We start from the raw sequence: 23,023 nt of genomic DNA on the forward strand, positions 1-23,023 counted from the left end.
AAGGGCCGCTGATGCGACCCCTTTTCTTTTCACGACCGGCTCACGCCTTGAAATCCAGCTTGACCTCACAGGCGCCGATCGAGGCCGGCAACAACGGCTTGTGGATACGCTCGCCGAATTGCCGCTTGAAGCCGAAGACGTTGCCGATCAGGCTCTTAGTGTAAAGGCCGGGGCCGCTCGAATAGATGCGCCAACCGCCATCGACGGCGATATCGCCCGCCTTGACGCGCGCCCATTCCGCAGATGCTTGATAGCGGTCGTCGAAGGCCGCATCGCTGCTGCTGAAATAGGTGTTGCGCTGGCGCAGAGACGCATGTTCCACCCTGCCGCTGACGGCAATCGGATTGGCGAGCGCGAGTGCCGCCCATACCGCTTCCGCATCGTCTTCGAGCGCCAAGGCCTCGCAGTAGCGCAGATGCGCATGCACATACATGAGCCCGATTTCGCGGCCGAAGAAGGAGGAGGATTCGGCCCGCCGGAAGAGCTTCTCCGGACCACCGGAGTATGTTGCCGGCTTTTCCATCAGCCGCACGCCATCCGGGAACAGCAGGTTCTCACGGATGAGCTTCATATGGGCGTGGCGCTGATCGGGCGTGAACAGGCCGCCGATCATCGGCTGCGTCATCGCGATCAGCGAATAATGCAGGCCAGTTCGCGTGTCCTCCGGATGCAGCAGCAACTCGACGCCGTCATGGCTCGGATCGAAGACGCCGTAGCCTGCAACGATGCCGTCACGCATCAGGAGACGGTTGAAATCGGCGCGCATGGCGGCGGCGGTCGCCTGTAGCGACTGCGCTTCCTCATTGCGGCTGGCGAGCGTCAGGATGTTGGCGTAGCGCACCAGCTGTTCGTACAGAAGTGATACGGTCCAGCTGCTAACCATCCAGTCGCGCAGGTGCGGATCGGCCGGCTGCAAACTGTCGTTCCAGTCGCCCTCGCCGTAGCGGATGAGGCTCGTGCCCGGCACGAAGCGGCCGCGCACGGTGTCCAGCAGCTTTTCGATGTGATCGGATATCGTTGCATGTTCGGAAGTCAGCTGCATGGTGTCGTCGGCGCGCCACGGCACAGTTTTGGCAAGAAAGGCGATGTCGCCGGTCGCCTCGATGTAATCGCAGAGCGCCTTCAGCGGCCAGACGACGATATCGCCATGCGCCTCGCCGGCGCGGATATTGGCGTAGGGCTCCAGCATGAACCATTGCGGCCAGTCGCCGCGATCGCGGTATTGCTCGGAAAAGAGTGTGGTAAGGATCTTCCGGACTTCTTCGTCATGCTCGTAGGCAAGCAGAAATTCGATTGGCCCCTGGCAGACGTCGCGCGTGCCCCAGGCAGCCCCCGTATATTGCTCGAGCCCATGCGGCACGCTCAGATGGATAATGGCGTCATGCGCGATCCAGGGCAGCATCACGGCCTGCGCCGCCACATCTCGGCCATCACCCTCGATGCGCGCGCCCCGCGTCACATGGCTCCAGAAGCGGCGCGCCGGCGCCAGCATCTCTTCGCTTTCCACACCGGTGGCATAGCGCGTAGCAAGCGCCTCGGCCGCCTGCGCATCGGTCATCGAGCCGGTGACGGCAAAGCGCAACTCCTTCGTCGGATGCGATTTAAGGGCGATGAACGGGCCGTTGCGGGTGGCGCCGTCGCTATAGAGCAGCTCATCGCCGCCAACGGCTTCGAACGCATCCGGGGTCGAGGTGACGAGATGGTATCCAGCCTTCGGATACCGGTCCCACAGCCAGGACGGCTGCGGCCGGAAAGAGATGCGCTTGGCGGCCGCATCGACTGCGATGTTCGCCACGGCTTCGTAATCACGTTCGCCAAGCACGATATGGCCAAATACGAGGAAGCGGCAGGCGGCGCCCTCTACGGAAACGCTCCATTGCATCGCCGGGTCGTCGCCGGAGGCGATTGCCGATACAGTGATGGTTCGGCCGGGAAGGCGGTAGATCCAACGCGTATCGCTCAAGCCCATCTCGAAGGCGGCGGGCACGCCAAGCAGGCGCCAGCCATCGCCGAGATCAACGAGCATGCGCAGGCCGCTCGACCGGGTCAGATTGTAGGGATCGCGCGAGACCGAAAACAGCTTGTGGAAAGACGTGTTGCCGATGGTCAGCTGCGCGGCGAAGATGCCCTGCATCCAGCAGGTGGCGGCCAGTGTCTGGTCATCGAGCAGCATGTTCTGGCCGCTGCGGACGATGGCGCCATGGCGGCGCGCTACCTGCCGCTCCTTTTCGCGCAGCACGATGTGCCTGTTATGCGGCCCGTCGGGCACGAAGAAGGAAAGCAGCTTCCCGTCGGCGTGTTCTTCCAGCATACGCTGGGGGTAGAGCGTATTGATCGCGGCTTGATCCAGATCGTCGCTTTCGGCAAGCGGCGCGTCCTGCACGAGGCTGCGCACTGGTTGTCCAACTGATATCGTCTCCGCTGCCAGCTCACTTTGAAGCGCCGGCAGGCTATCGAGATTGGCAAGATCAGCGTCACTGGAAGCGGCCGGATGATCGGCAACGAAGAGGCCGAAGAAGGTCGTCGCGGCGGCGGCACCTGCTGCCAGGGAAAGCGGCTTCGACTGTATTGTCGGGCAGGCGACTTCGTGCTGGCGGCGCGCGCTGGGCAGGCTGGTGCCAAAGTCCGGCACCATGACGCCATCATTGCCCTTGGACGGCACGAGGAGCTGGATTGCATCGGTCGCGTAGGCCGCCGCACCTTCGAGGCAGCCCTGCGCCAGCCAAGGATTTCGCCCGCCGCCCTGCTTGAGGTTCTGCCTGACCATGATGACAGGGCCGAAGGCGCTATGATCGGCAATGTGGTGATCGATATATTGCGAGGCATAGGCTTCGCTGTTCATCAGGAAGCCGCGATCGCCGAGGCCGACATCCTGAACGAGAACGAGGTCGGCCGAAAGCGTCGCATTGGTGCTGTTTTCCAGCGAAACCTGCCAGAACCATGCGGTCTTATTCGGGTGCAGCCGCAGGCTGACCGTATGCTTCACACCGGCCGTCTCGCCGCTCCAGGAAAAACCGTTTCTGCCATGGCCGAATTGCACGGCAGCCTTTGGCCCGACGATTTCCGCAGTCGCCGGCTTCGCACCGCCGATGCGCAGATAGAGCCGTCCGATACCGCCATAGACGGGCGAACCGAGGACCTGATTGATCATGACGCCGCCCTGCTGGTCGGCAAAGTCGATCGAAAACAGCGTGCCGTTCGGCAGGGCCGAAGCCGAAAGACCGGCGGTATTGTTGAGGGTGATGAGGCCAAGTTCTTCGCGGCGGGGCGTCTGAAAGCTGCGATTGGTGTCCGAGGACATAAGCGTGATCTCGCTGATTCATGGATCGGATGAGGAGCACTAGATCACAAGGCGCCGTCCGATCATAGGAGGCAATTCGCCATTCACCAGCGCAATCTTTTGTGACGGCATACGGAAAATATAGGCCTAGATCCGGCGCAACGCGCCGGATCTTTTCGCGTACGGAGGCGCGGTTTCAGTGATGTGGAAGCTCCGCAACCTGGTTGGCCGTGCGAAGGATTGACGAAAGATCGGCATCGTCGAAGGCTTCCTTGGAAATGCCTTTGGTCTGGAACGTCCTGCTTTCGCCGGGCGCGAGATTGACGAGCATGTCGTCGACCTCGGCATTCGGATTGATGCGATCGACGAACAGGCAGACATCCCGCAGGAACGACTGCGCCGTGATGGTGACTGCAACACTGTCCGTCGTCTGGACGGTCTCGACGTCAAAGCGCGGCTGCGGATATTGCAGCTCCATGTCCTTCTCGAAGAACCACCACGCTTCGGCATCGCCGAGGCGGGCGCGCAGATATTCGCGGCGCGGATCGCTTGGGGTCGCGACCTCGGCCGGGATCTCGATATCCGTATTTTCGAAACGATCGCACAGGATGCGCCAGACGTGATGACGGGCGAGCAGCTTGCCGGTGAAATCGAAGCGCTCGACTGTGAAGGGCACGCGCCAGAACAGCGTTGCGTCATTGACGGCGACCGCAGCCAAGCCATCACCGCGCGGCTGGATGGTAAGGAGATGCGGCGCATAGCTATGCTTCAAGGCATACCAGAGCGGTTTCTTCCGGCCAGCGCCATCGTTTGCCGCCCAGGAGGTGACCGGCCAGCAATCGTTAAGCTGCCAGACGATGGTGCCCATACAGGTTGGCCGATGCGAGCGCATATGGTCGATGCCGAAGCTGATCGCGCGCGCCTGGTTCAGCTGCGTGACGAAGAGCCAATCGTCGAAATTTTGTGGCCGGGGAAACCAGCCTTCCAACCCTTGTAGAAGCTTGTCATTGCCGCCGGTTGCCTTTTGGTGATGCAGGACGGCAGGAGAAGCCGGTGCGCGATCCTTCTCGCGAACGGATTGGGCAAGGGTTGCGAATGTCGGCGGAGCCTGCCAGCCGAATTCGGAGCAGAAGCGCGGGATATAGTTGCGGTAGGTCGCGTAGCCCACCTCGTTCCAGACATCCCAGATGTGCTTGCAGCCATGTTCGTCCGCGTTCGGCGCGATCTCCATGGAGCCGGAATAGGGGCTGCCCGGCCAATAGGGTCGGGTGGGATCGATCTCGGCCACCAGCTTCGGCAGGAGGTCGAGATAGTAGCCGGCGCCCCAGGGGCGGTTGCCGAGCACGTCTTGCCAGCCCCAGTCGAAATAGCCCCAGATATTCTCGTTATTGCCGTTCCAGATCACCAGAGAGGCGTAGGGCATGAGCCTTGCGATCGCCTCGCGCGCTTCCGCCTCGATCTCGCTGTAGACCGGCTCTTCTTCGGGATAGGTGGCGCAGGCAAAGAGGAAATCCTGCCAGACCATGATGCCGGCGGCATCGCATTCCTCGTAGAACGTATCGGTCTCATAGATGCCGCCGCCCCAGACGCGCAGCATGTTCATATTGGCATCGCGGGCCTGGGCGATCCGCTCGCGATAGCGCTCGCGCGTCACGCGCGGCAGGAAGCAATCATCGGGGATCCAGTTGGCGCCGCGCGCAAAGACCGGGACGTCGTTGACGACGAGCGTGAAGGCGGAGCCAATCTCGTCCGGTGTCGTATCCAGCCGCGCGGAGCGGAAGCCGACGCGCCGCTTCCAGCCGTCGAGCGCCGCACCGTCCGAGCCGAGCAGCTGTAGGTCGAGATCGTAAAGCGGCTGACCGCCCATGCCATGCGGCCACCAGACCTGCGGGTTGTCGATCCGGCACTCGATCAGCGCGTGGGTCTCGCCTTGCGCGACACGCACTTCCGCGCGCTTGCCGCCGATGGAGAGCACGAGTGCCACGCTGTCCGTGCCCTTGTCGGCCCATTCGATCTCGACATGCAGGCGCGCGACGCCCTGGCTGCCTTGCAGGGTGATTTCTGGCCGGATGCTGCGGAGACGGGCCTTCGACCAGCTCTCGATAACGATTGGTTTCCAGATGCCCGCGGTGACGATCGTCGGACCCCAGTCCCAGCCGAAATTGCAGGCCATCTTGCGGATGAGATTGCTCGGACCGGGATAATTCTGGGGAATATCGGCGGCGCTGCCGAGCTGTTTGCGGACCTCCTCGCCATGTTCATAGGCGGATTGGAAATCGACGATCAACTCGTTGCGGCCGCTTTTCAGGTGATCGCCTATGTCGAAGCGGTAGCTGCGATGCATGTTCCGGGTTTCGCCGAGCAAACTGCCGTTCAGTTCCAGGCGTGCTGCGGTGTCGAGGCCAAGGCAGGAAAGATCGATGCGCTCGGCGTCCTCGCCATTCCAATCAAAGGCCAGCCGGTAACGCCAGGCGGCGCGACCGATCCAATCCTGCGAGATCTCGTTGACGTCGAGATAGGGGTCGGTGATCAGCTGCGCTGCCATCAAGTCGAGATGCACGTTGCCCGGCACCGTCGCGGGGATCGAATTGGGCAGGGCCGGTGCACTGGATGGCGCGCGAAGGCGCGAGATGGTCCAGCCGGTGTCGAGCGTCTGTCTTTTCATGTCATATGTCCGTGATGAAAGGGATGCCTCAAACAGCCTTTGGCGCGATGAATTGCAGGCCCGCCTGCAGGTGGCGGTTCATGTGATAGGCGTAGGCGATTCGATCCCGTTGTTCCAACGCTTCGATGATGGCGCGATGCTCGTGATAGGCGTTGTCGACCGCCTCGCGTGAGCGCTTTCCGGCCTCCATCAGCCGCTGCAACAATGGCTGCAGAATGCCATAGACTTGTGACAGGGTTTGATTGCCGGCGAAGCCGACAAGGGCGGCATGAAATCTGAAATCAAGTTCCGCCGCCGCGGCCAATGTCGATGCGGCCTTCATCGCGTCGTTGATGGAGCGCAGCCTGTCGATGGCGGTTTCGTCGAGAGTTTCGAACAGAAGATCGCTGAGATTGACCTCGATGAGGCGACGAAAGCCCTGGATATCGAGAAAGCTTTCTGCCGAGATGTCGATAGCGAAGGAGAAGAGGTCCATAAGCGCCTGCTGGCGGCGGTCCGTAATCACCGCGCCGACCTTCTGGCGGCTTTCGACAATGCCATAGGCCTTCAGGATGCGGATCGCTTCGCGCACCGTATTGCGGCTGGCATTGAACATGGAAGCAAGTTCCGCCTCCGAGGGCAGAGCGTCTCCGAGACCGAGATTGCGCTCGCGCATCAGCCGCCGCAGTGCGTCGACGATCTGATCGACCGCCGAACCTCTATCCTCGATATCAGCGGTATCCACCACCATTTCTCCTCCATTGTTGAAAGCATATTGTTGGTCAATAATGGGTGTCAAGCGGCATGATATGGTGGACATTTCGCCTTTCAGCGGTATTTTGACCGACAAATAGAGGAGATGTCATATGGAAAGCTGCTGGCGTTGGTTCGGTCCGAAGGATCTCGTTCCGCTCTTGCACGCGCGCCAGGCTGGCGCCACAGGCATCGTCACGGCACTTCATGAGGTCTCGCATTCGCGCGTCTGGGCGCCGGCCGAAATCGAGGCGCGAAAGGCGCTGGTGGAAGCCGCCGGGCTGCGCTGGAGCGTCTGTGAATCGATCCCGGTTCCAAGCGCCATCAAGCTCGGCGGGGCAAGGGCAAAGGCCGCGATTAGTGTCTGGAAAGATAGTCTCGCCAATCTGGCGCGCTCTGGCATCAAGACGATCTGCTACAATTTCATGCCGGTTGTCGACTGGACGCGTACGGATCTGCGCTTCGAGATGCCGACCACAGCGCTCGCATTGCGTTTCGACATGGCGGAGTTCGTTGCCTATGACGCGTTCGTCCTGCGCAGGAAGGGTGCGGAAGAAAATTATACGCCGGACCTGCTGCGGCGTGCCGAGGAGCGGCTGAAGGGGCTCTCGCCGGAGGCCGTGCAACGGCTGGAGAATAACATTATCGCCGGTCTTCCCGGCGGCGAGGACAGCTATGGCCGCGAAGCCATCCGTTCCGCCATCACCCTCTTCAACGGAATGACGGCAGAAGATCTCCAGGCCAATCTCGACGCTTTTCTGCAAGAGGTCGTGCCGGTTGCAGCCGAATTCGGCGCCCGGCTCGCCATTCATCCCGACGATCCGCCGATTTCGCTCTTCGGCCTGCCGCGCGTCGTCTCAACGGCAGCGGATCTGCGCCGCATCCTCGGCAATGTCGATCATGACGCCAATGGTTTGACGCTCTGCGTCGGTTCTCTCGGCTCTCGTGCCGACAATGATGTGCTGGCGATCGCGCGCGAATTTGCCTCCCGCATCAATTTCGCGCATCTGCGCGACGTTGCGATCGAAGAGGATGGCTCCTTCGTGGAGGCTTCGCATCTGGAGGGGCGCAGCGATATCTATGCCATCCTGCGTACATTGCTCACGGAGGAGGCGCGGCGCCGCAAAGAAGGCCGGGAGGATCATGTGATCCCGATGCGGCCAGACCACGGACATCTGATCGGCGATGATATCGATAAGCCGACCAATCCCGGCTATTCCCTCATCGGCCGCCTGAAAGGTCTTGGCGAGCTGCACGGCGTCATCCATGCGATCGATAAGGCGGGGCTTTGAACCTCACGGCATTTGCGGTCCCATATCGATGAAACGGGGCGAAGGGAGTAAAGCCTGTCGTTGCATATTCGATAGGCTTTTGCCTAAAGTTTAATCTCGTTACTATTTTGATTTTATTTAGTTTTTTCGTCTATCAATGTCCAATTCGCTAATCTTCAAACTCGAATTGGCAAGGTCGACCTTCCTATGAATTCCGTTTGGCCCGACGCCCCGAACGACGATTTTCGGTCGCTTTTCAAGACACATCCGTCGCCGATGTGGGTCTATGATCCGCAGACGTTGAAGTTTCTGATCGTCAACGATGCGGCCCGCGACCTCTATGGCTATGGCGACGCGGATTTCGCGGTCATGACCGTGCTCGATATCAGGCCATCTATGGAGCGCGAGCGGATGCTGGATGCCGTGCACCACCGCACCGACATCGAGACGGCGCAGCGCTGGACGCATCTGAAGGCGGATGGCGATACATTCGAGGTTCTTACCTATGGGCGGGAGATCCGCTTCGACGGCAAGATAGCAATCCTGGCGATCGTGCAGGACCGTACCGAGGTTAATGCGGCACGGCGGCAGGTCGATGCCACCCAGTCGCTGCTCGACAGCATCGTCGACAATCTCCCCGTCGGCGTCTTCGTCAAGGATATGGAGCGGGACGGCCGTTATATTCTCTTCAATGAGGCGTGCGGCGCTATCGCTGGGCACGCAGCACAAGATGTGATCGGCAAGTCGGATCGGGCGATATTCTCCGATGAACAGACGGCGCTTTTCCGGGAGCAGGACAAGCTTGCCTTCGAAACCGCCGAAACCGTCTACTTCGAGGAAACCATTCACACTGTGGATGGCATGTTGCGTATTCTGAAGACAGCGAAGCGGGCGCTTCCCGCCCCGTCAGGGCAAGCGCCGCGCTATGTTCTCGGCATTTCCCAGGATGTGACCGAGGAGCGCAGCGTCGAGGCGCGGCTTGCGCATCTTGCCATGCATGATTCCCTGACCGGCCTTCCGAACAGAGCATTCTTTTCCGAGAGCATCGTGCGGCAGGTGGCGGCTGCGAGGCCGGAAAAGCCAATCGCGCTGCTCTACATCGATGTCGATCATTTCAAGCATATCAACGACAGCAAGGGCCATGCCGCCGGTGACATGCTCCTGCGCCAGGTTGCCGAACGCCTCCAGCAGCTTGCCGAGAGGAGCGATCTGGTCGCGCGCCTGGGCGGCGACGAGTTCGCGCTGGTTTTGCGGATGACGGATGCCGGGCGAGCCCGGCGCTTCGCCGATCTGCTGTTGCAATCGCTCTCGGCACCCTTCGATCTCGATGGCGTCCGGGAACATGTGACCTGCAGCATCGGTATTGCCATGGCGCCGGAGCACGGCAACGATGCTGATGTGCTGATGCGGGACGCAGATCTGGCGCTCTATGCCGCCAAGGCAAGTGGCCGCTCAACCTATCGCTTCTACCAGACGGAGATGCGGCTTGAAGCTGAACGGCGCCATCAGCTCACGCTGGAGCTTCGTGAGGCGTTGCAGAACGACGAATTCGAGCTCCATTACCAGCCGATCATCCGGCTGGACGGAGACGCTCTTTCCGGCTTCGAAGCTCTGATCCGCTGGCGCCATCCCAAGCGGGGGCTCATCGCGCCGGCGGAATTCATCCCCGTCGCCGAGGAAACGGGGATGATCGTTCCGATCGGAGACTGGGTGCTGCGGGAAGCTTGCCGGACCGCCATGGAGTGGCCGGAACATCTGAAAGCGGCCATCAACCTGTCCGTCTATCAGTTCCGGCATGCGAGCCTGCTGGCCACGGTCGTCTCGGCGTTGAGCGAAACAGGTCTCTGCCCCGGACGCCTGGAGATCGAGGTCACGGAATCCATCCTGCTTTCCGAGGTCGAGCAAAGCCTGTCGCTGCTGCGTGCCCTCAAAGAGCTTGGCATTCGCATCGCGATCGACGATTTCGGCACGGGCTATTCCTCGCTCAGCTATCTGCGCTCCTTCTCTTTCGACAAGATCAAGCTCGACCGCAGTTTCGTCGCCGGCATGGATGCCGATCCCGGCAATCTTGCCATCGTGCGGGCTGTTGTCGGTATTGCCTCCGGCTTCAATGCGGTGACCTTGGCCGAAGGCATCGAGACGGAGGCGCAATTGGCGAAATTGCGGGCCGAAGGCTATCACGAAGTGCAGGGTTTCCTGCTCGGGCGACCAATGTCACGCGAGGATGCCTTGGCGCGAATTTTAAACGAAGCCCGTCCCGCCCGGCTTATGCGCGCCTGAATGCCAGCGTATGGATGGTCGCGGAAGTCTGGGACGGGCGCGCGAGAATAATCGAAAAAATTCGGCGCCGGTTGTCGGGAAGGATGATCGGCCAACGTCCTTGGAACAGCCCATCGAAAGGGCATGACACCTAGAACCGTTCCCAAGGAGACGAACATGACCGATGCAGCAGATCAGACGCAGTCCCAGCAGCCACGCGTGCCGGTTCGCGGCGGCGTCGTAGCCTATCTGACTGTCGACGGCGCTGTGAAGGCCGCCGAATTCTACAAGCGCGCTTTCGGTGCCGAACAGGCCTTCATGTATCCGGTCGATGAAAAGGGCCGGACCATGCACATCCATCTCTATATCAACGGCAGTTCGGTCATGCTCGGCGACGCTTTTCCGGAATATGGCCATGCGCTGGAAAAGCCGCAGTCCTTCACGATGCAGCTCGTCGTCGATGACCTCGATTTCTGGTGGCAGCGTGCCGTCGATGCCGGCGCCGAAGTGGTCGTCGAACCGCAGGTGATGTTCTGGGGCGATCGCTGGGGCCAGCTCCGTGATCCCTTCGGCGTCGCCTGGGCGATGAATGCACCGGTCAACGGCTGACGACATGATGCCCTCGGTGTTTGTGGCGCCGAGGGCACCTCTTTTGTCCGGCTGCGAAGACGTTATTCGGCGAGCAAGGCCCGCGTCAGCGGATGTTCGGCCTCCATCAGGCCATCCAGAATTGAATAGTGATGCTTGTCGGGCTCCACCACCACCTCAGCGGCAGCGCCAAGTCCTGTCCAGATATTGGCAAGCAGCGCATTCTGGCGGACGAATTCGGCGCGTTCGGCACCTCCAACCCAGCAGGTGAGGCGGACGGTTTCGACCGGCTCCAGAAGCGCCGGGCTTTCGGCCTTTGCCTCCGCATCATCGATGCGAAGCTGCTCGTTCATGCTGCGCCTCATGATCGGCCGCAGGTCGTGAAGCCCGGAAATGGCAAGGATGTGGCGAATGCGTTTGCGGATTGTCTCACCGAGCGGCGATGTCGTCGTCATCATGCGGGCAACGAGCTGACCGCCGGCCGAGTGGCCAGTCAAAACGATAGGGCCACCGACGAGCTCGGCTGCTTTCGTGATCGCGGCGGCAATCTCCTTGCCGATCCCGGCGATGCGATTTTCCGGGCAAAGCGTGTAAGACGGGATCGCGACCGCGTATCCTCTGGCAATCGAGCCGGCCGCCAGGTGCGACCAGTAGCTTTTGTCCAGTTGCAGCCAGTAACCGCCATGGACGAAAACCACCAATCCCTGCGGCTGGCCTTCGGGCAGAAAGAGATCGAAGCGATTGCGCTCCGCAGGACCATAGGCCAGATCGAGTTTTGCGCGTCCCGCGGTTGTTAGCCTGTCGCGGAAAGACTTAGCCGGTTCGACCCAGGCGGCCGGCCATTGATCGCCGTCGACGATATAAGCGCCGTTGGTATAGGCGGCGTCCCAATCGGTGACCCGGAAATAGCTCATGTTCAGCTTCCTCTCTCCAGCTAACGACGCCTATAGATCAGGTTACGGCCGCGCGCACCGCAAAGCGTGCGTCCTTCCATGATCCGCTGCTCAGGATTTCCTCGAGCACCGTCACAGCACGCCATACGTCGCGATATGAGACATAGAGCGGCGTGAAGCCGAAGCGCAATGTCGACGGGGCGCGGAAGTCGCCGATAACGCCGCGCTCGATCAGCGCCTGCATGACTTCATAGGCGTTGCTATGGATGAAGGACACCTGACTGCCGCGCTTTTCGCTGTCGCGCGTCGTCTCGAGCTCGACACCATATTGGCCGCATTTGGTTTCGACCAAGCGGATGAAGAGATCGGTCAGCGCTATGCTCTTCCGGCGCAAGACTTCCATGTCCACCTCGTCCCAGATGGAGAGCGCCCCTTTTAGAGCCCGAAGCGACAGGATTGGCTGGGTGCCGCAGAGGAAACGCTTGATGCCGGCATCGCCGTCGAAGTTCTGTTCGAAGGCAAAGGGGCGAGCGTGGCTCCACCAGCCGCTGAGCGGCTGAACGATCGATGCGTGATGACGCTTCGCCGCATAGATGAAGGCCGGCGCCCCCGGGCCGCCATTCAGATATTTGTAAGTGCAGCCGACGGCAAAATCGGCATTCGCACCGTCGAGATCGACCGGCAGAGCGCCGGCGCTGTGGCACAGATCCCAGATGACGAGCGCACCCGCCGCCTGGATGCGCTTCGTCAGCGCCACCATGTCGCGCAGCTCGCCGCTCTTGTAGTTGACGTGATTGACGAGCACGACGGCGACGCTGTCGTCGATCAGCTCCTCGATGGTGCTGGCATCACGGCCCTCAAGGCGGAGCGTGATGCCGGGGCGCGTCGAAAGGACGCCTTCGGCCATGTAGATATCGGTCGGGAAACTGTCGCCCTCTGCCACGATCACGTTGCGGCCTGGTCGCATTGCGAGCGCCGCATGAAGCGTTTTGTAGATATTGATCGAGGTGGAGTCGGTGACCACGGTCTGGCCTTCGGCGGCGCCGATCAGCCGGCCGACGCGGTCGCCGAGCTCCAGCGGCAGATGAAACCATCCGGCGCTGTTCCAGCTACGGATCAGGCCGTTGCCCCATTCTTCCATGGCGGCCTGGCGCACTTCGGCAAAGACCTCGTGCGAGGCTGCACCGAGCGAATTGCCGTCGAGATAGATGACGCCGGCGGGCAGGGCAAAGCGGCTGCGGAAGACGCGCAGCGGGTCGGCCTCGTCCATGGCCTCGACGGCGGCGAGATCGGGAAGGCTATCCATGATGTCGTTGCCTCGTAATCTATTCGCGAATGGTTTCTCGGGCGGCAGCTCCGCCGCGGCTGCGGCGGATGCTCGGCAGCGCCAGCATGATCAGCACGAACAGGCCGGTTGCGAGCTTCAGGTTCGGCGGCGGCATGCCGGCGGCAAGGCACAGCGACACCAGCTGATAGTAGATGATGGAGCCGACGAACGGCGCCAGTAGCTGACGCAACACGGTCTGCTTGCCGGTAAAGGCTTCGCCGATCATGAGCGCGGCAAGACCGTTGATCAGGATGCCGATACCCATGTTGACATCGGCAAAGCCCTGCGACTGGACCATCAGTGCACCGCTTGCGGCTGAAAAGGCGCTGGCGATGCCGACGCCGCCGATGGTGGCCGCCCAGACATTGATGCCCTGCGCCTCGGCCATGTCGGGATTGGAGCCAACGGCACGCATGGCTGTGCCCTTTTCCGTCTTGAAATAGAGATTGAGGGCGATCAACACGATAATGGCCAGCAGGCCGGCGATGACGATCTTGCTTGCGGGAAAGCCCGGCGTCGTGAAAGGTACCCAGTCGAACACAGTCGGCGAGCCGAAGACGGAGAGGTTCGATTTGCCCATGATCCCGAGATTGACGCTATAAAGCATCGTCGACATCAGGATGCCGGCGAGCAGCGTATGAATGCGGAAGCGCAGGTGAATGAAGGCCGTGCAGCAGCCGGCGGCAAGGCCGACGACGAAAGCAACGGCGATCGCCAGCGGCGGTGTGACGCCCGCAGCAAGCAGAATACCGCAGACACAGCCGCCGAGCGGAAACGCGCCTTCACTGGTCAGATCCGGAAAGCTCAGCATCCGGAACGGGATCATGATGCCGAGGACGACGAAGCTCAGGATGAAGCTCTGGGCTAGTGTGACCGGGATGAGCGAGACGAAGCTCGAAACGGTTGTCTGAATGAAGTCCATCATGATCTCAGCTCACCAGCAGCATGCGGTCGGTCTTGACGGCAAAGTGGCCGATCAGCTCGGGTACTGTGATGCGTCGCTTGCCATCCCCGGTAATTTCGAGATGGACGCGGCCGGCATCGAGCATGATGATGCTGTCGCCGAAATCGACGGCGTGCTGCATGTTGTGCGTCACCATCAATGTCGTCAGCTTGAGCGCCTCGACCGTGCGCACCGTTGCCTGCATGACGATATCGGCGGTGCGCGGATCGAGTGCTGCCGTATGTTCATCCAGCAAAAGCACGTCGGGCGAACCGCCGACTGCCATGATGAGGGATAGCGATTGGCGCTGGCCGCCCGAAAGCAGCTCGACCTTGGTGTCCAGCCGGTTTTCGAGGCCGAGACCAAGCACGGCCAGGCGCTCCTTGTAGGCGGCGAGGCGGGCGGCATTCAGGCCGGGACGAAATCCTCTGCTCTTGCCGCGCAGTTCCGCGAGAAGCATGTTCTCGCCGACCGTCATGCTGGCGGCGGTGCCCTTCATCGGGTCCTGGAACACGCGCGCAAGCCGCGCGGCGCGCTTGTGGACCGGCATGCCGGTGACGTCGTTGCCGTTGATGAGGATCTGACCGGAATCGAGGCTGAGAGCGCCCGAAATCGCATTCAGCATGCTGCTCTTGCCGGCGCCGTTGGAGCCGATCACGACGCCGAATTCGCCTGTCTTGAGGGAGAGCGTCAGGCCATTGAGCGCGACCTTCTCGTCGGGCTGGCCTTTATAGAAAACCTTGCGCGCGGATTTGATATCCAGCATCCGTGCCTCCCCTGCAGTATAGGGTTATGAAATGGCGGCATCCCTGACGCCGCCATGGAAAGGAATTATGCAGTAGAGGATGCCGCCTATCACTTCGTGAAGCAATTGCAATCGGCAAGCGAAGCCGGAACCTCGGCACCGAAGGCTTTCAACACGCTCTTGTTGATCAGCGGCGCGTGGTCCTTATACGCTGGGACGGAGGGCTTGATCGTCTTCGGATCGGCACCCTTGAGGATTTGCGCGGCGATCTTGCCAGCGTTTTCGCCAACCTGCTCGTAGTTGACAGCAAAGCTTGCCGGAACGACGCCGTTGCGAACAGCCGCGTCGTCGGAGTTGACGATCGGGATCTGTGCCTGGCGGGCGGCGGCGGCAACGGCGGGGATTGCCGGCTGCAACAGGTTGGAAGCGGGCGTGTAGATGACATCCGCCTTGCCCGCGAGCGATGCGATGCGCTGCTGGATGTCATTGACATTGTCGACACCGACGGGAACCACTTCGAAGCCGGCTGCCGGAGCGGCCGCTTTGACCTTGTCGAGCAGCGCCACGTCGTTGGCTTCGCCCGGATTGTAGGGAATGCCGATACGCTTGGCATTCGGAAGCAGCTTCTTGGTAAAGGTCAGGATCGCGGAGATGTCCTGCAAATCGCTTGAGCCGGTGATGCCGACGTCGCCTGCATCCCAGGACGGTACGAGCTTGGCGGCGACGGGATCGGTGACGGCAGTAAAGACGATCGGAATGCCGGAGCCGGCGAGCGCCTTCTTGGCGATCTGCGACACTGGCGTCGTGACCGTGTATATCAGCTTCGGATGTTCGGACTGCAGCTTGGCGATCATTTGCGGAACGAGCGAGGCGTCGAAGCTCGTATTGCTCTCGGAGTAGACGACATCCTTGCCTTCGACGAAGCCGTTGTCGGCGAGTGCCTTCTTGAAGCCGGCGATCGAAGCATTGAGCTGCGGATGTTCGCCAAAATTGGCGATTGCGATCTTGATCGGTTCGGCCGATGCCGTCGCAACACTGGCAACGAACGCGCCGGCAACGACGAGGCCGGAGAGCCATTTAGATGTAGATCTCAGCATATTTTCCTCCCGGATAGACAAGGAGCCGTGTTCCATCGGCTCTCTTGACGAGGGATCATAGCGACTGCCGCAAGACTGTCAATTTACGATATATGATATTCACGATAGAGAGGTTTTATATATAATTTCGGCAGAAAATGATTTTATATATAATCCGAGCCTAAGGGGACTGGGACGAGGATCATGCAAGACACGGATGCCCTAAGCAAGACGGAGGCGGCTTACTGGCTGTTGCGGCGCGACATCCTCAATACCAGGTTAAGGCCGGGTGCATCGTTAAGGTTGAGCATGCTTCGGGACACCTACGGCGTCGGCTGGACGCCGCTGCGCGAGGCGCTGTCGCGGCTGGAAGCTGAAAAGCTGGTTACCGCGGTCAGCAATCGCGGCTTTGCGGTCGCCCCCGTATCACGTGCCGAACTGGAGGATCTGACGCGGGCACGTATGATCGTGGAACTGCCGCTTTTCATGGAATCGATCGAGAAGGGCGGGCCGGATTGGGAATCGGCTGTTGTGACGGCGCATTACCGCCTGTCACGCTGCAAGATCGTGCTCGGGGCCTCCTCCGACGAAATGGCGGACGAATGGGACGAGAAGCACAATGCCTTTCATGCAGCACTTGTCAGTGCTGCGACATCGAACTGGCTTCAGCGCTTCCGGTCCACCATCGCGGATCAGCTTCGCCGCCACCATCGTTTTCTCGGTCTGGCACCGACGCAGCGCGCGGCCGCCGGCCTCTCCATCGGCTACGAACAAGCCGCCGCCGCCCTGCAGGACGCCATGGCGATCGAGCATCATACGGCCCTGATGGACGCCGCCCTCGACCGCGATATCGAGCGTGCACGCGCTCTGATGACCGAGCATATCGGCTATACGCTGCAGGTTTATATCCGCTCGGAGGATAAGGACGGGTAACTCCATTATATCAAATTCCACTAAATAGAACTACCATATCAATTGGTTAGCTTGACACGTTCGCCGATTGGGCGCTACCAATATCCTGCAGTTTTCGGCCACGGTGGTATCCTGTTCAAAGTCTTGGAGGGCGCTAAATGGGCAGGCGCGGCACCGTGCTTTTGACCAAGCGCATCGTTGACGCGGCTCGACCCGATCATGAACGCTACCACGTTTGGGATAGCGAGCTTTCCGGCTTCGGTCTTCGCATCGCTCCCACCGGCGTTAAGATATTCATCGGTGATGCGAGGTTAACGGTAGCTGAAGCCCTTGGCTGATAATCGGCAGCCATGATCCAAGCCAGTGTCAGTTATAAGCGTCATCGTTTTCCGCCCGCTGTGATTGGCCATGCAGTCTGGCTATACGCGCGATTTCCGCTGAGCCTGCGGCTGGTGGAAGAGACGCTGCTGGAGCGCGGCATCGTCGTTTCTTATGAGACGGTTTGATGCTGGGCGAGAAAGTTCGGCCCGGACTATGCCGGCCGTTTCCGGCGGAAATCGCCGAGCGCCAGCGATGTGTGGTGTCTCGACGAAGTCGTCGTGACGATTGGCGGGAGAAAACACTGGCTGTGGCGCGCCGTCGATCAGGATGGCTACGATCTCGACGAGATCGTCCAGAGCCGACATAACACCAAGGCTGCCAAGCGTCTTCTTGTCCGGTTGATGAAAAAGCAGGGATGCCCTCCAAAGCGCATGGTCACTGACAAGCTGCGCTCCTATGGTGCAGCACGACGCCAGGTTATGCCGACAGTCGAGCATCGATCGCACAAGGCCTGAACGATCGCGCCGAGAACTCGCATCTACCTTTGCGAAAACGAGAGCGGTCATGCAGGGATTTCGGTCGCCGGGCGAGTTGCAAAGATTCCTGTCCGTCTTTTCGGCGGTCCGAAATCTCTTCGTTCCGCCTCACTCGAAACACTCAGCCCTCGCCAGCCATCTGCATCGCCTCAGGGCTATTGCACATTGGAAGGCCGTTACCGGCGCTGCAGCCTGATACAGGTATTTCGCAAAGGGACTATCTCGCGGATTTAACCTGGCTCACCGCGCGTTGGCCAAGGCGTGCGGTGAGACGCCTGCTTTGCTCAACAGGTTGCTTACCCGGTTACGTCGGTGAATAGGAGGAGCCGATTACCGGACGGACAAAGGGCGATATCTGACAGCCGCAGGCGAATATTGTCTTCCATGTACTGAAGTTCAAAATCGTCGATCATTTGGCATCATGAATGAATAGTATCTAATTTCATAATTTAAAGAATAGGCGACAAAAGCGATAAGATTTGATAAACTTACGTTAGCCGGTTGCGGTTTGATTGTAGATAAAATTCGCCGGACGTCTTTGCAGCGCCAGCCGGTATGTGGTGCAGGAGGAGAGATGTTATGGTGGCATTTCACGTCATGGCCGGTGCGAGCGGCGAATTTGCGCGTCCGGAAGTGCGGAAGATAAGGATCGGGGATCTTATCGATGCGCTGAGATTGGGGTTTAATGATTTCAGAGAAAAGCCCTCACATTACGTTTTTCTCTGTCTTATATATCCGATCACAGGCGTTTTCCTGATCATGAGGAGCTCCGGCGCTAACCTGATGCCGTTGCTTTATCCCTTGATGTCCGGCTTTGCGCTGGTTGGCCCGATTGCGGCCCTTGGCCTTTATGAAATCAGTCGACGCCGCGAACAGGGACTGGATAGTTCATGGTATCACGCGCTGGAGGTCGGCCGCTCTCCGGCACTGCCATCGATCATTGCCGTGGGCTTTATGCTGTTCGCGCTTTTCATCGCTTGGTTATTTGTCGCGCAGCACATCTACACCCTGACCTTCGGCAACGCCGGTCTGACCTCGGTCTCCGGCTTCCTGCTAGATGTGCTGACCACGTCTCGAGGTCTCTCCCTTATATTTTGGGGAAACTTGGCCGGTTTCGTTTTCGCAATAATTGCGTTAGCGACGACTGTGGTGACCTTTCCGCTGCTGCTCGACCGGGATGTCGGCGCAACCGCAGCCGTAAATGCGAGCATACGCGCCACGCTTGCCAATCCAGGACCTGTTGCGCTTTGGGGATTGATCGTCGCGGCGCTGCTCGTCGTCGGCACGATCCCGATTTTTGTCGGCCTTGCGGTCGTCATGCCCATCCTCGGGCATTCAACTTGGCACCTGTATCGGAAATTGATTGCCGCCTATCCGAACCGCATGTCTTGAATTCACAAAGGAAACTTCCCCCGGATCATCTTCCAAGCCATTACGACCTATCCGATGGGAGTCGCGTCGTTTGGAATAGCGATGAAGAGAGTGAGGATTACCATGTCTTGGCGTTTTCTTCCGATCTGTCTGCTTCTTGCCATTGCCGCCCCGCTTGGCGCTCTCGCGCAGGAGGGCGATGCGACGGCAGGAGCTATTGTTTTCAAGAAATGCGCCATTTGCCATATAGTTGAAACGGACCAGAACAAGATCGGACCTTCGCTGAATGGCCTGTTCGGCAGAACGGCCGGAACACATCCGAATTTCGCGTATTCGCCGGCAATGCAGCAGGCAGGTAAAGACGGCCTCGTTTGGAGCGAGACATCGCTCCGCGACTATTTGCACGATCCCAAAGTGAAGGTCAAAGGCACGAAAATGACCTTCATCGGGCTTAAGGACGATACCGAGATTACTAATCTGATCGCCTATCTGAAGCAATATTCCAAATAACCAGATGCCAAGTGTGGACGAGTTGTCTTCTGCGTCGCCGGTTGGATCGGCGAAATTCGATTCCGCGATTTGACACCCGCCGATCTGTTCGCGCGGCGTCTTTGGGCCTGATACGGTTTGCCAAGATTAACCGCTGTCGTTGCCGCAATTGCCCACCTGACCTCTTCATGAGATAATACTAAAATGTCTCGCGATGGGATTATGGAAATATTCGCGGCCGGGTCAGGGAGGCGACAATGGCTGTCGTCGTGGTTCTCGTTCTGCTGGTGGTGGGATCAATCACGTTCCATCTGCTGAGCCCTTGGTGGTGGACGCCGATAGCGTCGAACTGGAGCTACATCGACAATACGATGGTCATCACCTTCTGGATCACCGGCTTCGTTTTCGCGGCGGTGGTGTTGTTTATTGCTTATTGCATCCTCCGTTTCAGACATCGCCCCGGAAACCAAGCGGCATATCAACCGGAAAACAAGCGGTTGGAATGGTGGCTTGCCGGGGGAACCGCAATTGGCGTGGCTGCGATGCTCGCGCCGGGCCTGATCGTTTGGAAACAGTTCGTGACGGTCCCAGCCGAGGCCAGCGCAGTCGAAGTCGTCGGGCAGCAATGGCAATGGAGTTTCCGGCTGCCGGGCGCGAACGGCCGCCTCGGGCGGGCTGATACGCGCAACGTTAGTGCTGACAACCCGCTCGGTTTGGACAAGAACGATCCCGCGGGAATGGACGATGTCATCATCCAAGGTGGCGAGTTGCACCTACCCGTCGGAAAGCCGGTCAAATTGCTCCTGCGCTCGATCGACGTCATTCACGATTTCTACGTGCCGCAGTTCCGCGGCAAGATGGACATGATCCCGGGCACGGTCACCTACTACTGGTTCACGCCGACACGGACTGGAACATTTGAAGTTCTCTGCTCGGAACTTTGCGGCGTCGGCCATCCGCAGATGCGCGGCACGGTCGTTGTCGAAACCGAGGTCGCCTATCAAGCCTGGCTGCAGCAACAGCAGACTTTCTCGCAATCGCTGGCATCGGCGGAAAAGCCGGCGGTCAAGTAATGCCGTGCATGCTTGAAGGGAAAAGCTGTATCGGAGGGAATAGGGAGGATGTGATATGGTCGATATTGGATCCGGCACCGAGCAGGTCATCCGGCCCGCTGAAGTCGAGGATGTGGAGCTTTATCACCCGAAAAGCTGGTGGACGAGATACGTCTTCAGTCAGGATGCCAAGATCATCGCCATTCAGTACGGGCTAACCGCCATCTCGATCGGCATGGTGGCGCTGGTGCTGTCCTGGTTGATGCGGCTGCAGCTCGGGTTTCCTGGCTATTTTTCTTTCATCGACTCAGAGCATTATTATCAGTTCATCACCATGCACGGCATGATCATGGTGATCTATCTGCTGACGGCTCTGTTCCTCGGCGGCTTCGGAAACTATCTGATCCCCTTGATGCTCGGTGCACGTGACATGGTATTCCCCTATGCGAACATGCTGAGCTACTGGCTTTATCTGCTCGCGGTCATCGTGCTGGTCATCGGCTTTTTCGCGCCCGGCGGACCAACGGGTGCCGGCTGGACGCTATATCCGCCGCAGGCACTTCTATCTGGGACGCCAGGAGGGCGCGATTGGGGCATCATCTTGATGTTGTCATCGTTGATCCTGTTCATCATCGGCTTTACGATGGGTGGGCTCAACTATGTAGTCACGGTGCTGCAGGGTCGCGCCCGTGGCATGACGCTGATGCGAATGCCCTTGACGGTATGGGGTATATTCACCGCCACCGTCATGGCGCTGCTCGCCTTCCCTGCGCTCTTCGTCGCCGCCGTCATGATGCTGTTTGACCGCTTGCTCGGCACGAGTTTCTTCATGCCCGCTATCGTCGAGATGGGCGAACAGTTGAAGCAAGGGGGTGGCAGCCCTATCCTTTTCCAGCATCTATTCTGGTTCTTCGGTCACCCCGAAGTCTATATCGTCGCGCTTCCGGCCTTCGGTATCGTCTCGGACCTGATCAGCACGCATGCGCGCAAGAACATTTTCGGCTACCGGATGATGGTCTGGGCGATCGTCATCATCGCAGCGCTAAGCTTTGTCGTATGGGCACATCATATGTATGTCAGCGGCATGAACCCGAACTTCGGGTTCTTTTTCGCGACCACGACGTTGATTATCGCCATCCCGACCGCCATCAAGGTCTATAACTGGGTATTGACGCTTTGGCGCGGCAATATCCATCTGACATTGCCGATGCTGTTTGCCCTCGCCTTCATCGTCACATTCATCAATGGTGGGTTGACAGGTCTCTTTCTTGGCAATGTCGTCGTCGACGTACCGCTGTCCGATACCATGTTCGTCGTTGCCCATTTCCACATGGTGATGGGGGTAGCGCCGATCCTGGTGATCTTCGGTGCAATCCACCATTGGTATCCGAAAATCACGGGGCGCATGCTTAACGTGACGATGGGGCATATCCACTTCTGGATAACCTTTCTCGGCGCCTATGCAATCTTCTTCCCGATGCACTATCTCGGCCTGATGGGCGTTCCGCGCCGCTATTACGAGCTTGGCGAAACGGCTTTCATTCCGCCGTCGGCGCACACGCTGAACATGTTCATCACCGTTGCTGCGTTGATCGTGGGGGCTGCGCAGCTTGTGTTCCTGTTTAATCTCGCCTGGAGCCTTCGCTGGGGCAGGCAAGCGGGCGGCAATCCATGGCGCGCGACGACGTTGGAATGGCAGACACCGCAAACGCCGCCCGTTCATGGCAATTGGGGTAAGGAGTTGCCGATCGTCTACCGCTGGCCTTATGATTACAGTGTCCCCGGAGCAAGTCAGGACTTCCTGCCGCAGAACCAGCCGGCTTCGGGCGGATTGTCCGAAGGGGCGTCGTCATGAGCGCCATTCTCATCTTCATGGCCGGCATCGCCGGCATCATCATCTGGTGGATGGCAGGGCAGCGGCTGACCTCGAAACCCTGGCTGGAAGCAGGGCTGGCGGGCGATGCGCCGGAGATGCGCGGATCACCGGCGACTGCGGCGAAAGTCGGTCTCGGCATCTTTCTTGCTGTCGTCGGCGCCTTGTTCACGCTCCTTGTCAGCGCCTATCTTATCCGTCTCAGCGGCTCCGACTGGTGGAGTATTCCAATCCCGCGCGTGCTTTGGGTCAATACCGCCACCCTTGCCGCCAGTAGCGTCGCGCTGCAATGGGCAAAAACCGAAGCCCGTCTTGACCGCGGCGACGTGCTGAACACGGCGCTTGCCGTGGCGTTCGTGTTGGCTGTCCTCTTTCTCGGCGGACAGGTTCTGGCGTGGCGGCAACTGGTGTCGGCAGGCTATGTGCTCGCGGACAACCCATCAAACAGCTTCTTCTATATGATTACAGGATTGCATGGCCTCCACATTCTGGGCGGACTTTTCGTGCTCGGACGGACGACAATCCGCGCCCGGACCAGCCGTGTGCGGGCAAAAGTCAGCCTGAGCGTGGATCTCTGCGCCATCTATTGGCATTTCATGCTCGTTGTCTGGCTGATCCTTTTTGCGCTCTTCGCGGGCTGGGCAAATAGTTTTGTCGATCTCTGCCGTCAATTGGTCACTTGAGGAGCTT

General features: G+C 59.7%; 18 protein-coding genes and 1 pseudogene. 11 read left to right on the top strand and 8 right to left on the bottom strand.

What is annotated here, in order from left to right; translation table 11 throughout:
• Nucleotides 1-40: 40 nt before the first annotated feature.
• From FHT73_RS11230 to FHT73_RS11240, 3 genes are all read right to left on the bottom strand, one after another.
• Nucleotides 41-3,301 (bottom strand): cellobiose phosphorylase, encoded by a 3,261-nt coding sequence (locus tag FHT73_RS11230; RefSeq protein WP_183711648.1) that lies wholly within the window; start codon nucleotides 3,299-3,301, stop codon nucleotides 41-43.
• 175 nt (nucleotides 3,302-3,476) lie between these two features.
• A complete protein-coding gene (locus FHT73_RS11235) occupies nucleotides 3,477-5,945 on the bottom strand; it encodes a glycoside hydrolase family 2 protein (RefSeq protein ID WP_183711650.1) in 2,469 nt (822 codons plus the stop codon).
• Between the two features lie 28 nt (nucleotides 5,946-5,973).
• The gene (locus FHT73_RS11240) at nucleotides 5,974-6,675 is read right to left on the bottom strand and encodes an FCD domain-containing protein (RefSeq protein WP_183711652.1); all 702 of its coding nucleotides are present in this window, start codon (nucleotides 6,673-6,675) and stop codon (nucleotides 5,974-5,976) included.
• 115 nt (nucleotides 6,676-6,790) lie between these two features.
• Here FHT73_RS11240 and uxuA point away from each other — a divergent pair, with 115 nt between their 5' ends.
• From uxuA to FHT73_RS11255, 3 genes are all read left to right on the top strand, one after another.
• On the top strand, nucleotides 6,791-7,969 hold the full coding sequence (gene uxuA, locus FHT73_RS11245) for a mannonate dehydratase (RefSeq protein WP_183711654.1): 1,179 nt from the start codon (nucleotides 6,791-6,793) through the stop codon (nucleotides 7,967-7,969).
• 186 nt (nucleotides 7,970-8,155) lie between these two features.
• Nucleotides 8,156-10,228 (top strand): bifunctional diguanylate cyclase/phosphodiesterase, encoded by a 2,073-nt coding sequence (locus FHT73_RS11250; RefSeq protein ID WP_112608892.1) that lies wholly within the window; start codon nucleotides 8,156-8,158, stop codon nucleotides 10,226-10,228.
• A gap of 156 nt (nucleotides 10,229-10,384) precedes the next feature.
• Nucleotides 10,385-10,816, top strand: a complete 432-nt coding sequence (locus FHT73_RS11255; protein ID WP_112608894.1) for a glyoxalase/bleomycin resistance/extradiol dioxygenase family protein — start codon at nucleotides 10,385-10,387, stop codon at nucleotides 10,814-10,816.
• 62 nt (nucleotides 10,817-10,878) lie between these two features.
• Here the strand turns inward: FHT73_RS11255 and FHT73_RS11260 are convergent, their stop codons facing one another.
• From FHT73_RS11260 to FHT73_RS11280, 5 genes are all read right to left on the bottom strand, one after another.
• Nucleotides 10,879-11,709, bottom strand: coding sequence for an alpha/beta hydrolase (locus tag FHT73_RS11260; protein WP_112608896.1), 831 nt, complete (start codon nucleotides 11,707-11,709; stop codon nucleotides 10,879-10,881).
• Nucleotides 11,710-11,746: 37 nt separating this feature from the next.
• On the bottom strand, nucleotides 11,747-12,994 hold the full coding sequence (gene kynU / locus FHT73_RS11265; RefSeq protein WP_112608898.1) for a kynureninase: 1,248 nt from the start codon (nucleotides 12,992-12,994) through the stop codon (nucleotides 11,747-11,749).
• Between the two features lie 19 nt (nucleotides 12,995-13,013).
• Nucleotides 13,014-13,937 (bottom strand): ABC transporter permease, encoded by a 924-nt coding sequence (locus FHT73_RS11270; protein ID WP_112608900.1) that lies wholly within the window; start codon nucleotides 13,935-13,937, stop codon nucleotides 13,014-13,016.
• Nucleotides 13,938-13,944: 7 nt separating this feature from the next.
• Nucleotides 13,945-14,724, bottom strand: a complete 780-nt coding sequence (locus FHT73_RS11275) for an ABC transporter ATP-binding protein (protein WP_112608902.1) — start codon at nucleotides 14,722-14,724, stop codon at nucleotides 13,945-13,947.
• 89 nt (nucleotides 14,725-14,813) lie between these two features.
• Complete coding sequence (locus tag FHT73_RS11280) at nucleotides 14,814-15,800, bottom strand: ABC transporter substrate-binding protein (RefSeq protein ID WP_112608904.1); 987 nt, start codon at nucleotides 15,798-15,800, stop codon at nucleotides 14,814-14,816.
• 183 nt (nucleotides 15,801-15,983) lie between these two features.
• On the opposite strand from FHT73_RS11280, the gene FHT73_RS11285 reads away from it, so the two are divergent.
• The 8 genes and pseudogenes from FHT73_RS11285 to FHT73_RS11320 all read left to right on the top strand — a co-directional run bounded on the left by FHT73_RS11285 (nucleotide 15,984) and on the right by FHT73_RS11320 (nucleotide 23,016).
• On the top strand, nucleotides 15,984-16,712 hold the full coding sequence (locus tag FHT73_RS11285; protein ID WP_183711656.1) for a GntR family transcriptional regulator: 729 nt from the start codon (nucleotides 15,984-15,986) through the stop codon (nucleotides 16,710-16,712).
• Nucleotides 16,713-16,849: 137 nt separating this feature from the next.
• Nucleotides 16,850-17,029, top strand: a complete 180-nt coding sequence (locus tag FHT73_RS11290; RefSeq protein WP_183711658.1) for a DUF4102 domain-containing protein — start codon at nucleotides 16,850-16,852, stop codon at nucleotides 17,027-17,029.
• Nucleotides 17,030-17,041: 12 nt separating this feature from the next.
• Nucleotides 17,042-17,744: pseudogene (locus tag FHT73_RS11295) on the top strand (IS6 family transposase).
• A 383-nt stretch (nucleotides 17,745-18,127) separates the two neighbouring features.
• Nucleotides 18,128-18,940, top strand: coding sequence for a DUF2189 domain-containing protein (locus FHT73_RS11300; RefSeq protein WP_183711660.1), 813 nt, complete (start codon nucleotides 18,128-18,130; stop codon nucleotides 18,938-18,940).
• A 102-nt stretch (nucleotides 18,941-19,042) separates the two neighbouring features.
• Entirely contained in the window at nucleotides 19,043-19,429 is a 387-nt protein-coding gene (locus FHT73_RS11305) for a cytochrome c family protein (RefSeq protein ID WP_112608910.1), read from the top strand.
• Between the two features lie 236 nt (nucleotides 19,430-19,665).
• Nucleotides 19,666-20,481, top strand: coding sequence for a cytochrome c oxidase subunit II (locus FHT73_RS11310; protein ID WP_112339703.1), 816 nt, complete (start codon nucleotides 19,666-19,668; stop codon nucleotides 20,479-20,481).
• A gap of 55 nt (nucleotides 20,482-20,536) precedes the next feature.
• Nucleotides 20,537-22,315, top strand: a complete 1,779-nt coding sequence (locus FHT73_RS11315; RefSeq protein WP_112413021.1) for a cytochrome c oxidase subunit I — start codon at nucleotides 20,537-20,539, stop codon at nucleotides 22,313-22,315.
• A complete protein-coding gene (locus tag FHT73_RS11320) occupies nucleotides 22,312-23,016 on the top strand; it encodes a cytochrome c oxidase subunit 3 (RefSeq protein WP_183711662.1) in 705 nt (234 codons plus the stop codon). Before FHT73_RS11315 ends, FHT73_RS11320 begins: the two co-directional genes overlap by 4 nt.
• The last annotated feature ends 7 nt before the right edge of the window (nucleotides 23,017-23,023 follow it).

This window comes from Rhizobium sp. BK098 (assembly GCF_014193155.1).
GTDB lineage: Bacteria > Pseudomonadota > Alphaproteobacteria > Rhizobiales > Rhizobiaceae > Rhizobium.

Excerpts from the sequence above, each read along its gene's own strand:
- FHT73_RS11315 (WP_112413021.1), top strand. The coding sequence starts at position 20,537 with ATGGTCGATATTGGATCCGGCACCGAGCAGGTCATCCGGCCCGCTGAA.
- FHT73_RS11270 (WP_112608900.1), bottom strand. The coding sequence starts at position 13,937 with ATGGACTTCATTCAGACAACCGTTTCGAGCTTCGTCTCGCTCATCCCG.
- FHT73_RS11290 (WP_183711658.1), top strand. The coding sequence starts at position 16,850 with ATGGGCAGGCGCGGCACCGTGCTTTTGACCAAGCGCATCGTTGACGCG.
- FHT73_RS11255 (WP_112608894.1), top strand. The coding sequence starts at position 10,385 with ATGACCGATGCAGCAGATCAGACGCAGTCCCAGCAGCCACGCGTGCCG.
- FHT73_RS11260 (WP_112608896.1), bottom strand. The coding sequence starts at position 11,709 with ATGAGCTATTTCCGGGTCACCGATTGGGACGCCGCCTATACCAACGGC.
- kynU (WP_112608898.1), bottom strand. The coding sequence starts at position 12,994 with ATGGATAGCCTTCCCGATCTCGCCGCCGTCGAGGCCATGGACGAGGCC.
- uxuA (WP_183711654.1), top strand. The coding sequence starts at position 6,791 with ATGGAAAGCTGCTGGCGTTGGTTCGGTCCGAAGGATCTCGTTCCGCTC.
- FHT73_RS11300 (WP_183711660.1), top strand. The coding sequence starts at position 18,128 with ATGGTGGCATTTCACGTCATGGCCGGTGCGAGCGGCGAATTTGCGCGT.
- FHT73_RS11280 (WP_112608904.1), bottom strand. The coding sequence starts at position 15,800 with ATGCTGAGATCTACATCTAAATGGCTCTCCGGCCTCGTCGTTGCCGGC.
- FHT73_RS11230 (WP_183711648.1), bottom strand. The coding sequence starts at position 3,301 with ATGTCCTCGGACACCAATCGCAGCTTTCAGACGCCCCGCCGCGAAGAA.
- FHT73_RS11250 (WP_112608892.1), top strand. The coding sequence starts at position 8,156 with ATGAATTCCGTTTGGCCCGACGCCCCGAACGACGATTTTCGGTCGCTT.
- FHT73_RS11285 (WP_183711656.1), top strand. The coding sequence starts at position 15,984 with ATGCAAGACACGGATGCCCTAAGCAAGACGGAGGCGGCTTACTGGCTG.
- FHT73_RS11305 (WP_112608910.1), top strand. The coding sequence starts at position 19,043 with ATGTCTTGGCGTTTTCTTCCGATCTGTCTGCTTCTTGCCATTGCCGCC.
- FHT73_RS11235 (WP_183711650.1), bottom strand. The coding sequence starts at position 5,945 with ATGAAAAGACAGACGCTCGACACCGGCTGGACCATCTCGCGCCTTCGC.
- FHT73_RS11310 (WP_112339703.1), top strand. The coding sequence starts at position 19,666 with ATGGCTGTCGTCGTGGTTCTCGTTCTGCTGGTGGTGGGATCAATCACG.
- FHT73_RS11275 (WP_112608902.1), bottom strand. The coding sequence starts at position 14,724 with ATGCTGGATATCAAATCCGCGCGCAAGGTTTTCTATAAAGGCCAGCCC.
- FHT73_RS11240 (WP_183711652.1), bottom strand. The coding sequence starts at position 6,675 with ATGGTGGTGGATACCGCTGATATCGAGGATAGAGGTTCGGCGGTCGAT.
- FHT73_RS11320 (WP_183711662.1), top strand. The coding sequence starts at position 22,312 with ATGAGCGCCATTCTCATCTTCATGGCCGGCATCGCCGGCATCATCATC.